The sequence below is a fragment of the Pectobacterium brasiliense genome (assembly GCF_016950255.1).
In the GTDB taxonomy this organism is placed as follows: Bacteria; Pseudomonadota; Gammaproteobacteria; order Enterobacterales; family Enterobacteriaceae; genus Pectobacterium; species Pectobacterium brasiliense.
In genome coordinates this window covers 1431488-1445798 of the sequence record NZ_JACGFN010000001.1, presented here as the reverse complement: position 1 = coordinate 1445798, position 14311 = coordinate 1431488, and the positions used below count along the sequence as shown (strand labels likewise).

Annotated in this window: 1 pseudogene (only partly in view); it reads right to left on the bottom strand. The window is 55.8% G+C overall.

Features of this window, described 5'->3' with window-relative positions:
• Nucleotides 1–14311 (bottom strand): annotated as a pseudogene (locus tag H4F65_RS22000) (non-ribosomal peptide synthase/polyketide synthase); it reaches 11419 nt to the left of the window's first position.

Genomic DNA, 14311 nt, shown 5'->3' with positions numbered 1-14311 from the left:
TCTCACGCGGGAAGTCGGCCTCGGTGGCGTTAAAATCGACCAGCACCTGCTGGCGTTCGACTTCCGGTAATATAGGCAGGCTTAGCGCCGCCTGTTGCGGTGTGCTCTCCAGCGACGTGACCAGACTCTCAAGCGCGGTAAGCATATAGTGGACGATCCGTTCAGGGTCGACGCCCATGACGGTTTTTGCGGTCAGGTTAAAGCCATCGCTCAGATCGTCCACTGACAGCGTGATCGGATAGTTAGTGCGCTCTCGCCCACTCAGTTGGCGCATGCCCTCCCAGAATGTGTTGCTGGTATCTTTCTGGGAATGACGATAGTTGAATAGCGTGCTGAACAGCGGCAGAGGAGGGATAACCTGACTGCATTGCTGAGCCAATGCCAGCGGTGCTTGTTCATGTGCTAACAGCGCCATCAGCTCATGAGACGTATTCTGAACAACATCGTGTACGCTGCGCTCACGGAGCGATACACGCAGCGGCAGCGTGTTGATGAACATCCCCATCACTCGATCGGCCCCCGAGCTTCCCTGCAGGCGACCCGAAAGCACGGAGCCAAAGACCACGTCATCACGACCGCTTGTCAGTGCAAGAACCTGTGCCCAGGCAACATGGAATAGCACACTTGAACTAATTCCCTGCTGGCGAGCTTGACGGCGAATGGTATCAGCCAGTACGGGATTGAGTGAAAGACGCGCTTCGATGATGTCTTCGCCGTTGCCTTGCACATCCACGCGATCGAAAGGCGCTGTCGGGGTGTCAATATCCGCCAGTCGACTGCGGAAATACTGCTCATGCTCTGAAAGTGGAACGCTCAGGATCTGCGCGATAAAGTTGCGATACGGCAGTGGTTCAGGCAGAGCTTCCGCCCGATCCTGCAACAGTAAGCGGATTTCATCGATGATCAGCGCCTGTGTCATATGGTCGCTGATCAAATGATGGATGCTCAGCGACAATAGCCATTCGCCGCGAATCGGATCGTGCGCCGTCGTCGCCGAAAGCAGCGGAGCACGGTTGAGGTTGAGCCGATGATTGCTGGGATCGGTAGCCGCACGCAATTGTGCTGGGATATCGTCCGATGATGTTGCCGTCAGGGTATTTACCGTCAGCGGTGCCTGTTGCCAAACCACCTGCACGGGTTGATGGAGCCCTTGCCAGCAGATAGCGGTGCGCAGAATATCGTGGCGTGCGATCACCTGTTGCAATGCGCCGAGAAAATCATCAAGGCGTGCTTGCGTGTCAAAGGCGAGCAGGCTGTTTAACAGATAGGTATCGCCTTTCTCCTGCAACTGATAATGGAACAGAATGCCTTCCTGCAAGGGGGCCAGCGGGTAGATATCCTGCACATTGGCTACGCCGTTGGGTACCGTCGCGATAACCGTATCGATTTCTTCCTGAGACAGTGTGACCAGTGGCAACAACGCGGGCGTAATGATTGTGGCGTCTGTGGCAATCCGGTTAGGCGGAACGATGAACGCCGATTTATCTTGGTTCTCCAGTATTTCCTGCGCCATGTCGCAGAGAACTGGGGTAGAAAAGAGGCTTCGGGCTTCGAGTGTCCAGCCAAGGCTACGCAGACGTTCAATAAGTCTGACAATCATCAGCGAATGACCACCGAGTTCGAAGAACTGATCGCGGCGGCCGACGCGATCCAGCCCCAGCAGGTCTTGCCAGATTTGCGTAAGAGCTGTCTCCAGCTCGCCTTGCGGTGCTTCATAGTCATGACGAGCGACTGCCGTTTGGCCGGGTGCGGGTAGCGCATTACGGTCGAGTTTACCGTTCGGCGTGAGTGGGAACGTATCAAGCACGACAAAGGCAGAAGGCACCATATACTCGGCCAGATGCTGGCTGAGCTGTTGACGCAGGTCAGTCGGGTGGGGTTCCGCACCCGATTGTGGGCAAAGATAGGCTACTAGTCGGGTGTCGCCGGGGCTGTCTTCACGGGCAATTACTACCGCTTCGCCGACGCCGCTGCACTGCATCAAGTGCGTTTCTATTTCACCCAGCTCGATACGGAAACCGCGCAGTTTGATCTGGAAGTCGTTACGGCCCAGATAGTCGATATCGCCATTGGGCAACCAGCGGCCAAGGTCGCCGCTCTTGTAGAGCCGAGCATCTGGACGATCGCTAAATGGATCGGCAATAAAACGCTCGGCCGTCAATGCCGGGCGATTAAGGTAGCCGCGTGCGACACCGGCACCGCCAATATAGATTTCACCGGCTACTCCAAGGGGAACTGGCTGTTTTTGCTCATCCAGAATATAGATTTGCGTGTTGGCAATTGGGCTGCCAATCGGTGGTGCTCCGTTGTGGCTCCCATCGCAGCGATACAAAGTAGCACAGACGGTAATCTCCGTTGGACCGTAGGCATTAAACACCTGCCGGCCCGATGTCCAGCGCTTAACTTGCGCCGCGGTGCAAGCCTCTCCGCCCAGAATCAGGGCCTTCAACATAGGAAGGTCGGCATCGGGTGGTAGAGCACTGGCCGCAATAGGCGGTAATAATGTATGCGTGACCGCCTGCGTTTGTAGCGTCGTCAGCAACGCCTCGCCGGGTAGTAGCGCTTCTCGCGGGGCAAGTATCAGACTACCGCCATGAGAAAGGGGGGTTGCGACTTCAAACACACAGGCATCGAAACTGAAAGAAGCAAACTGCAACAGGCGGCTGTCGCGGGTGATATTGAAGGCATCAGACAGTGCATCAACCAGATTACACAGATTACGATGCTCAACCATGACCCCTTTGGGTTTACCCGTGGAGCCAGAGGTGTAGATGACATACGCCAGGTGATGTGGCGTCAGGCCGAACGACTGCGGTGTCGGGTTACTGTCTGGTGCCTCGTCCGCGATAGCGGCTGGCAGATTATCGAGTTCGATAGTGGGCAGAGGGCTATCCAACAGGGCGACCAGATCGGTTTGCGTCAGCAGCGCAACAGGGGCGGCATCCTCCAGCATGTAAGTCAGACGATCGACGGGATAAGAGGGATCCAACGGCACATAAGCGGCACCGGCTTTGAGGGTGCCGAGCAGACCAACAATCATCTCCAGACTGCGCTCGACGCAAATCGCAACCCGATCGTCCGGCTGTACGCCGAGCGTAAGCAGATGATGGGCGAGACGGTTGGCGCGGCGGTTGAGTTGATCGTAATTGAGGGTATGTTCGCCGAACACGACCGCAATGGCATCTGGCGTCTGGCGTGCCGCGTGTTCAATGCGCTCGTGAATCAGCGCGTGCGGCAGGCTATCCGTGCCGGTAGCATTAAAGCCAATCAGCAATTGCTGACGTTCGGATTCCGGTAGCACGGATAGGCTGCGTATCGGTCGCTGGGGCTCCTTTTCCAATGCCGCTGTCAGACCACTGATTGCCGTCATCAGGTAATTCACCACGCGCTCAGGATCGATTCCCTCAATGGCCTGTGCTTCCAGGCTAAACGCGTTACCTCGGTCGTTGACAGAAAGAATGAGTGGATAATTGGTACGCTCTTCCGACGTGAGCAAACGCATGCCGCTCCAGGCAAGATCGTCAATATCCTGTGAACTATGGCGGTAGTTGAACAGCGTGCTGAACAACGGCATCGGTGGCGTCACATTGCTACAGCGTTGTGCCAATGCCAGCGAGGCTTGTTCATGTTCCAGCAACGTCATTAAATCGTGCGAGGTGTGCTCAACCACCTCCGCTGCACCGCGATCCGCAAGAGAAATTCGCAGCGGCAACGTATTGATAAACATCCCCATGATCCGATCGGCATCGGCGGTGCCAGCGAGTCGACCCAGTAGAACAGAGCCGAATACCACGTCATCACGACCGCTGGTCTGTGCGAGCACCTGTGCCCAGGCCACGTGGAACAGCACGCTGGGGCTGACGCCAAAACGGCGAGCCTGACTGCGAATCGCAGATGCCAAAGTGGCTTCCAGAGGCAAATGTGCCTCGGTGACGCTGCCGCCATCCCCCTGTACATCCAGCAGGCCAAAAGGCGCTGTCGGTGCATCGATATCCGCCAGCCGTTCGCGGAAATAGGCCTCATGCTCTGAGGTCGGTACATTTAAGGTTTGGTAGATAAAATTACGGTACGGCAGTGGCGTTGGCAGGGCATCCTGCTGGCCCTGCAACAGCTGACGGATTTCACCGACGATCAGTGCCAGCGTCATATGGTCACAGACCAGATGGTGGAAGCGCAGCGCCAGCAGCCATTCGTTTTGTTTCGGATCGTGAGCGATATCGGCCCTAAACAAGGGAGCCTGATTCAGATCGACGCGATGGGTGCATGGATCGGTATGTGCCTGTAACTGTGCCAATACCGCCTCTGATGAGGTCGGCTTAAAATGGTTGATGGGCAATATTGCCTGACGCCAGACCACCTGTACCGGCTGGCTTAGTCCCTGCCAGTAGACGGCGGTGCGCAGAATGTCGTGACGATCAATAACCTGCTGCAATGCGGCAAGGAAGTTATCGAGATGCTCACGCGTGTCAAAGGCTGCCAGATTTCTTAATAAGTAAGCATCGCCTTGCTTATGCAGTTGGTGATGGAAAAGAATGCCTTCCTGCAGAGGCGAAAGCGGGTAGATATCCTGTACGTTGGCGGCTCCGCCGACGACGGTAGCCACTACGGTATCGATCTCCGGCTCGGTGAGCGTCACCAGCGGCAGCAGGTCGGGCGTGATGGCGGTGCAGTCTGCCGGAATGCGGTTGGGCGGCACCACCACAGCCGGCTTATCCGGATGCGCCTCTATCGCCTGTGCCATGTCACTGAGCACCGGTGTGGAGAAAACCCCCCGAACATCAAGCGCCAATCCTGCTCGGCGGAGTCGCTCAATCAGGCTGACGATCATCAGCGAGTGGCCGCCGAGCTCGAAGAAGTGGTCGTGGCGGCCGACGCGCGCCAGCCCCAGCAGCTCCTGCCAGATAGCGGCCAGCGCGGTTTCGACCTCACCCTGCGGAGCTGCGTAGTCGCGGGTGGCGACGGCGGACTGGTCAGGGGCGGGTAGCGCCTTGCGGTCGAGCTTGCCGTTAGGGGTAAGCGGGAAGGCGTCGAGGGTGACAAACGCGCCGGGCACCATGTACTCGGCCAGATGCAGGCTGAGCTGCTGACGCAGGTCGGCGGGGTCGGGGGTGACGCCGGGCTGCGGGCAGAGGTAGGCGACCAGCCGGGTATCGCCGGGGCTGTCTTCACGGGCGACGACAACGGCTTCCTGCACGCCAGGACACTGCATGAGGCGGGCTTCGATTTCACCGAGTTCGATACGGAAGCCGCGCAGCTTGACCTGAAAGTCGTTACGGCCGAGGTATTCGATGCTGCCGTCAGGCAGCCAGCGGGCAAGGTCACCGGTCTTGTAGAGCCGGGCGCCGGGCCGGTTGCTGAACGGGTCGGGAATAAAGCGCTCGGCGGTGAGGTCGGGGCGGTTGAGGTAGCCGCGGGCGACGCCGACGCCGCCGATATGGAGCTCACCGGCGACGCCGAGGGGCACGGGCTGGCCGAGGGCGTCGAGGATATAGAGTTGGGTATTGGCGATGGGGCGGCCAATGGGTACAAAGCTGCGGTGGTCGTCAGGCTGACAGGCCCAGAAGGTGACGTCAATGGCGGCCTCGGTGGGGCCATAGAGGTTATGGAGCTGGGCGTTGAAGCGGGCAAAGAAGCGCTGCTGGAGTTCGGCCGGGAGGGCTTCGCCGCTGCAGATGACGCGGCGCAGTGAGTCACAGGCACAGTCTGCATCGGCCCACTGGACGAACTGCTGGAGCATGGAGGGGACGAAGTGCAGGGTGGTGATGCCGGTGCGCTCGATGAGGTGCGCGAGGTAGGCGGCATCCTTGTGGCCGTCGGGACGGGCCATGACGAGGCGTGCGCCGTAGAGCAGGGGCCAGAAGAACTCCCAGACGGAGACGTCGAAGCTGAAGGGGGTCTTCTGCAGCACGCGGTCATCGGGGGTGAGACGATAGGTGTTCTGCATCCAGACGAGACGGTTGCAGAGTCCGCGATGGCTGTTCATGACGCCCTTGGGTTTACCGGTGGAGCCGGAGGTGTAGATGACGTAGGCCAGATGGTGGGCGTCGAGTCCGGCGATGTCGGGGTTGTGGTCACTCCGCGTGCTGAAGTCGGCGGTATCGAGCAGGATGAGCGGGAGTTCACCGGTCTGAAGCTCGTGACGGCCGGCCTGGGTGAGCAGGGCGACGGGGGCGGCATCGTCGAGCATGTAGGCGAGACGCTCGGCAGGGTAGCCGGGGTCGAGCGGAACATAGGCGGCACCGGCCTTGAGAATGCCGAGGAGGCCGATGACCATGTCGAGAGAGCGCTCGACGCAAATGGCGACGCGGTCATCGGGCTGGACGCCGAGTGACAGCAAGTGGTGCGCGAGCTGGTTGGCACGGCGGTTGAGTGCGTCATAAGTGAGGTGCTGGTCTTCAAAGAGGACGGCGATGGCCTCGGGCGTGCGGGTGGCCTGGTCTTCAACGAGCTGATGGATGAGTGCATCCTGCGGGAAGTCGGCGTCGGTGGCGTTGAAGTCGACGATGACCTGCCGGCGTTCGGCCTCCGGTAGCATGGGCAGGGTGGCGACAGGCTGTGCCACATCATCGGCTATCGCCATCAAAACATTTCGCAAATAGCCTCTGAGACGCACAATCGTTTCGTGATCAAACAGGTCGGTGGAATAGATCAGCCCACCTTCTAAACTGCGTTCAGTTTCGGTCAGGGAGAGCGTCAGATCAAAGTGGGTACTACGCTGTGGGCGCTCAATGGCAGAAAGTTCCAGACCGGGCAGCGTCAAGGCCTGCATCGGGGTATTATTCAGCGACAACATCACCTGGAAAATAGGGCTGTAACTGAGGCTGCGAGCGGGTTGCAGGGTTTCCACCACTTGTTCAAAAGGCAGATCCTGATAGGTGTAAGCGGCAATCGCCCGTTCGCGAATTTGGGTAAAGAGATCGCCGACCGTCTGGCACTGGCTGGGAGTAATCCGCAGAGCCAGCGTATTGACGAAAAAGCCGATCAGCCCTTCCGTTTCGCTGTGTTTACGGTTAGCGAGTGGTGTACCGACGACGATATCGCCCTGACCACTGAGACGGGAGAGCACGACACTCCATACGGCAAGCAGCGTCATAAACAGGGTCGTCCCCTGCTGGCGACATAGTGTTCTCAAGGCTGCCAGCTCTTCTGGATCGAGGCTGACGGGGAGAATGTTGCCTTCATAGCGTTGTACTGAGGGGCGAGGCCGATCGGTAGGAATTTCCAGCAGAGCAGGCGCGCCCTGTAGCTGGTTACGCCAGAAATCACGCAGGTCGTTGAGCGTCTCGCCCTGCAACCACTGACGCTGCCAGACGGTATAATCGGCGTACTGAACCGGCAATGGCGGTAAGTTCGCATCGCTACCATCCAGCGCAGCCTGATACAGGGCTGCCAGTTCGCTTGCCAGAATGCCGATAGACCAGCCGTCGGAAATGATGTGGTGCATAGTGAGCAGCATCACATGGGTGTCGTCATCCAACTGCAGCAACTGACCGCGGATTAGCGGCCCTTCCGTCAAATTGAAGGGGGCACGCGACTCCTGAGCGGCCAATTCAGATACGCGCTGTGCGCGGGTCGCATCGTCCAATGCGCGCAGATCGAGACAGGATAAGTTGAAGCCAATGGTGGCCGGGTCAATTTTCTGGCAGGGCTGACCGTTGAATGAGATAAAGCGGGTACGCAGGCTTTCGTGACGGGCGACTAGTCCGTCAAGCGCGGTGATGAACGCTTTCTTATCGAACCGTCCAATAAGGCGCAGCGCAGCGGGCAGGTTATAGGCTCGGCTGGCTGTTGGTTCGAGCTGGATAAGGAACCACAACCGCTGCTGAGAAAACGAGAGCGGTAGCGGTTGGCTGCGATCGGCAAGCGGGATAGCCGTGACCGCAATCGTTGACGTATTGGTAAGCTCTTGTGCGAGATCGCTGAGCACGGGGTTGGCGAAAATTTTCTGTACCTGAAGGTCCAGACCCAGCATTTGACGTACACGTGTGACACATTGTACGGCGAGTATCGAATGACCGCCGAGTTCGAAAAAGTGGTCATGACGCCCGATGCGATCCAGTCCCAGTAAATTTTGCCATATTTCAGTCAATGCCATTTCCAGCTCACCGACAGGGGCTTCGTAGCCTCGGCTGGCGATTGCTGATTGCTCTGGCATCGGTAGGGCTTTACGATCGAGTTTACCGTTCGGCGTGAGCGGGAAGGTATCAAGGGCGACAAAAGCACTGGGTATCATGTACTCGGCCAGATGAAGGGCGAGTTCTTTGCGTAATACAGAAGGGACAATTCCAGCTCCGGGCTGTGCGGTGAGGTAAGCCACCAGACGGGTATCGCCCGGGTTGTCTTCACGGGCAATGACCAGCGCTTCCTGCACGCCGTGGCACTGCAGCAGTCGGGCTTCAATTTCACCCGGCTCGATGCGGAAACCACGTACCTTAATCTGGAAATCGTTACGGCCGAGGTAGTCAATGCTGCCGTCAGGCAGCCAGCGGCCGAGGTCACCGGTCTTGTAGAGCCGGGCGTCTGTCGAACCGGAGAACGGGTCGGCAATAAAGCGTTCGGCGGTGAGGTCGGGACGGTGGAGGTAGCCGCGGGCGACGCCGGCCCCGCCGATGTAGAGTTCACCGGCGACACCGACCGGAGCGGGCTGGCCCTTCGCATCGAGAATATAGATGCGGGTATTGGCAATGGGCCGGCCAATGGGGACGCTGTCGGTGAGTGAATTGGGCGTACGGGCATCAAAAGTGATACAGCCGACGACGGTTTCGGTGGGGCCGTATTCGTTGATGATGCGGGAGCCGGAAGAGAGCGCCTGCCAGAGTGCGACGGTGGCAGGGGACAGCGCTTCGCCGCCGACGACAAAGAGCAGTTCCGGGCAGGTCTTGCGGGCGGACTGCAGCTCCTGACCGAGCGCGGCAAGGTGCGTCGGTGTGATTTTGACCAGCGTACCGGGTTGAGCATCAAGCAGCGCAGGCAGTAACTCGGTGAGCTCCTGTCCGTCGTGGATAAGCCGCATGCTGCCGCCGCACAGGAGAGGCAGATAGAGGCTGGTGACGGTGGCATCAAAGGCGACAGGGGAAGAGACAATACTGTCGAGGGTGCCGGCTGTGGCGTAATAACCACGCGCCCAGAGGAGGTAATTGCTGAGCCCGCGGTGTTCGACCATGACGCCTTTAGGTTTGCCGGTAGAGCCGGAAGTGTAAATGATGTAGGCGAGATGGTTGGCGTTCAGTCCCTGAACCCGAGGATTGGTCTCCGGGCAGGCGTCGAACAGGGAGGCGTTATTCAGCATCACGATTGGCAGCGAGTGGCGGAAAGCGTCACGCAGTGATGAGTGGGTCAGGAGCACAACCGGTGCGGCATCGTCGAGCATATAGGCGAGGCGCTCAGCCGGATAGGCAGGGTCCATCGGAACGTAGGCGGCGCCGGCCTTGAGGATACCGAGCAGGCCGATGACCATGTCAGGGCTGCGTTCGAGGCAAAGGGCGATGCGGTCATCGGGTTTGACGCCGAGCGAAAGCAGATGGTGTGCCAGCCGGTTGGCACGGCGATTGAGTTCCGCGTAGCTGAGCCACTGTGCTTCGAACACGACAGCGGTGGCATCAGGGGTCTGTGCGACCTGTTGTTCGAATAGCTGCTGAATCAGCGTCTGTGGCAGCTCGACATCGGTGGCGTTGAAATCGACCAGCAGTCTTTGGCGTTCTTCTTCAGGTAAAATCGATACGCTGAGGATCGGGCGCTGCGGATCGGATTCCAGAGCGTCAACCAGCCCGCGCAGAGCCGTTTCCAGATACCGGGCGATACGTGCGGGATCGACGTCTGCGATGGTCTGAGAAAGTATCTCAATGCTGTCGCCTTGATCGTCCACAGAGAAATTAAATGGATAGGTGGTGCGTCGGCTTTCAGCCAACAGCGTCATCCCTTCCCATGTTGTCGCTGCCGTATTTGCCTGAGTTCGGCGATAATTCAGAAGCGTGCTGAAAAGCGGTATGGGAGGCGCAACGCTGCTACAACGTTGTGCTAGCGCCAGAGGTGCTTGCTCATGTTCCAGCAGGGACAAAAGCTCGTTGTTAGTGCTATTTATAATGTCGAGTACGCTGCGATTGTTAAGGGGAATACGTAGCGGTAACGTATTGACGAACATCCCCATTACACGATCGGCACCCGTGAAACCTTGTAGGCGTCCCAACAATACCGAGCCAAAGATAACATCGCTACTGTCGCTGATTTGTGCCAAGACCTGTGCCCAAGCGACATGGAACAAGACGCCTGGGCTGACACTAAGTTGACGGGCGTGGTGGTGAATAGCGTCTACTAGGTTGTGATCCAGAGAGAGCGTTGCTTCAGCCATCTCTCCGTCATAGTCCTGAACCTGTGTCAGACCAAAGGGGATCGTAGGAGTATCGACATCGGCCAGACGAGAACGGAAGTATTGTTCGTGAACGGCGTTGGGAATGCTAAGCACATGAGCGATAAAGTTACGATAAGGCTGGGGGGGCGAAAGTTCATCCGTTTTCCCCCAGAGTATAAGTCGGACTTCCTCGATGATCAGGTCAAGTGTCATGTGGTCACTGACGAGATGATGGACTCTCAATGCCATCAGCCATTCGCTGCGTGACGGATCATAGACGATATCAGCAGCAAGCAGAGGTGCTTGATTCAGATCGAGGCTGTGCATCTGAGGAGAGATGTAGGTCTGCAATTGAGCGGCTATATTCTCTGATGATTCAGGCTCGAAGGTATTTACCGGCAGCGGTGCATGACGCCAGACAACCTGTACCGGCTGGCTCAAACCTTGCCAACAGATAGCGGTACGAAGGATATCGTGGCGATCAATAACCTTCTGCAAAGTATTTAGAAAAACATCGAGACGTTCTCGGGTATCGAAGGCAACAACGATGTCCAGTTGGTAAACATCGCCCGTTTGCTGATACAGGCGGTGGAAAAAAATGCCTTCCTGTAACGGAGCAAGGGGGTAGATATCTTGTACATTGGTGGCCCCACCCGGCACTGTGCTAGTTATGGAGTCTATTTCAAATTGCGAAAGCGCTATCAGAGGCAACTGATCCGGCGTAATGGTGGTGCAATCCTGACGAATGAGGTTAGGAGGAATGACCAGAGCGGTATCATCTTGATGGTTCTGTATCGCGCGAGCCATTTCATACAGCACAGGGGCTGAGAAGGCGCTGCGGACGTCGAGGGTTTTTCCTTGATTACGCAACTGTTCAATCAGACTGACGACCATCAGCGATTGACCACCGAGTTCAAAGAAATGATCATAGCGACTAACGTGATCTATGCCCAACAATGTTTGCCAAATAGAGGCCAGCATTGTTTCCATTTCCCCCTGTGGAGCCTCGTAGTGACGCGTGACCATAGCCGATTGATCGGGCTCGGGCAGCGCCTTACGGTCGAGTTTACCGTTTGGTGTGAGCGGGAACGTATCCAATGCGACAAACGCGCTGGGGATCATGTATTCAGCCAAACGTTGTGAAAGCTGTAAACGCAGGTCTGCCGGGGTAGGTTGAGTATCCGGCTGTGCCTGAAAATAGGCCACCAGACGTGTATCACCGGGTATATCTTTGCGAACGATGACTACGGCTTCCTCGATACCAGGACACTGCATGAGGAGTGTTTCAATTTCACCGAGTTCAAGACGGAAGCCACGCAGTTTGACTTGAAAATCATTACGCCCCAGATAGGCAATACTGCCGTCGTGGCGCCAGCGTCCAAGATCGCCGGTCTTGTAGAGTCTAGCCTCCTGTTCATCGACAAAGGGATTAGTAATAAAGCGCTCGGCGGTGAGGTCTGGGCGATTGAGATAGCCGCGTGCCACGCCAGCTCCACCAATGTAGATCTCTCCGGTTACACCGATAGGTACGGGCTGACCCTGTGTATCCAGGATATAGACTTTTGTATTGGTGAGAGGACGGCCGATAGTCGGCGTCGGCTGCGAGGCATCGATCAGACAGGCGGTGGCATCGACGGTACACTCCGTCGGCCCATAAACGTTAATAAACCGGGTATCGGGAATCTGCTGTAATCGGGACCAGATTGTTGACGTAATGGCATCACCGCCGATTAAGACCTGTGCTGGTTGATAGTCAGGATCGGTACCGAGATCAGCATCTAATAACCATTGTAGTTGTACGGGCGTGCAGTCAAACAGATCTACGGCATGGTGAGAAAAATAGCGCCAGAGCTGTCGTGCGTCGGTGCGGATTGCGTCGGGGACGATCACCAGCGTGTGACCTGACAGTATTTGAATCCAGTTTTGCACCGAGGCATCGAACACAATGCTGGCATTGAGGGCAATACGGTTAGAGTGTTCGAATGCGAGTAGCGTTTTCAGACCGCTAGCGAGGTTGAGTACGTTTCTGTGCGTGACCATCACCCCTTTGGGCTTGCCAGTGGAGCCAGAGGTGTAGATGACATAAGCCAGATGCGTTGACGTTACACCTAAAGCTTTAGCGTTAGGGTTCGATGTGGCGTAAGTATCAAAGCTATCAGTATCAAGCATGATTACCGGAATGTCTTCAGTCTGTATTACCTTGTCTGACTGAGTCAGCAGCGCTACGGGTTTGGCATCATCGATCATGTAGGCTAGCCGCTCAGCCGGATAAGTCGGGTCGAGCGGTACATAAGCGGCACCCGATTTCAGTATCCCCATCAGGCCAACCACCATTTCCAGACCGCGTTCAACGCACAGCGCTACCCGGTCATCTGGCTTAATACCTAAAGTAAGCAGGCGGTGCGCTAACTGGTTCGCACGACGGTTGAGTTCCGCATAGCTGAGTGACTGTTCTTCAAAGACAACTGCGGTTGTAGCAGGCGTTAGTTCGACTTGTTGCTCGAAACGCTCATGTATCAAGGTGTGTTGCGGGAACTCGGCATCGGTGGCATTGAAGTCCACAAGTATTTGCTGGCGTTCTGTTGGCGGCAGGATAGGCGCATGCTCAACCGTTATATCCAAAGAAGTAATAGCTGCATCAACCAGCAGAGCCAGGCGTGACTGGATGTCCATCACGTCTTCACGACTCAGGTAGCGAGTATCGAAATTGAACTCTACGGTAACGGGGTTATTTTTATCTTCAAAATTATACTGATAAATACTGATAGCGAGAGGGAACTGCGTCGCGCGATGTGGTGTCTGGAAGGTCGTTTCAGTTCCTTCCATGTGCACGTTAAATTCAAACCATTCAAGCGATAACGTAATATCAAAAAGCTGAGCGCGACCGGTTTTTTGTCTGATTCGTGTGTTCTGGTTAATTTCTGTGATCGGTAAGCGCTGGTGTTTATAGCAACGGCGTAGTTCTGCCGCCACGTTACGCATGATATCAAGGAAAGAATCTTCTTTCTTAATACTCACGCCGATAGGAATGACGGACGAAAACATCCCTATTGTATTCTTTTGTTTTGCATTTCTACGATTATGAATCGGAATGCCAATAACAATGTCTTCTGTTTCTGTCGTGCGGGAAAAATAACAGGCCAGAATGGCGTACATAAAATGAAGAACCGAGAATCCATGTTCCGCCGCAATATTTTCAATTTTATGAAAATACTCGTTTTTTAATTGCCAAAGATGAGGAGGAGGAAGCTCGTTCGTCAGTTCCTGGTTTTGGCTTGAGACAGGAATTAATGCTGGCGGTAGCGTTTTATAACGATCCAACCAGAATTTCAGGTCAGATTGATAATGTCTGGAGTCAAGATAAATCAAATCCTCAGCGATGTAATCAAGGTAGGCTGGAGCGACTTCACCTGCATTATCATTTTTTTTCAATTGGTTGTAGGTAGCGACAAGTTCATTGACCAGTAATTTCAGGCTCCACCCATCGGCTATCAGATGATGGCAGCAGAATTGCCAATAGCGGTGTGTATCGCTAACCCTTAAAAGATCGGAAGTCCATAGCTTTCCACGGAGATCAAACGGACGCATAAATGTGGCATGGATATGCTGCTGTGCTCGTTCCTCAGCGTCATCATAGTGCGAAAAATCGTACACGTTTATTGATGTGGAGGAGGCATCCGTCAGCGCCTGTAAGGGGAGGCCGTGAGTGTGAATTAACTGCAAATGTAATGCATCATGACGCGAGACAAGCATTTCAAAAGCCTGACTAAAAAGCGTTTCATCCAGATGCTCATCGATACGTAGCCATGTACCAATGTTGTAATTAGGTGAGTCTGGATTAAGCGTCTGATCGAGCCAGACAACCTGCTGAGTGGAACTAAGGGGTAACTTGTTAGAGTCGGAGGAATGGTCGCTATTTAAGACGGATGGGTTTTTCAGAGAATTGTTTTGAATAGATGACAT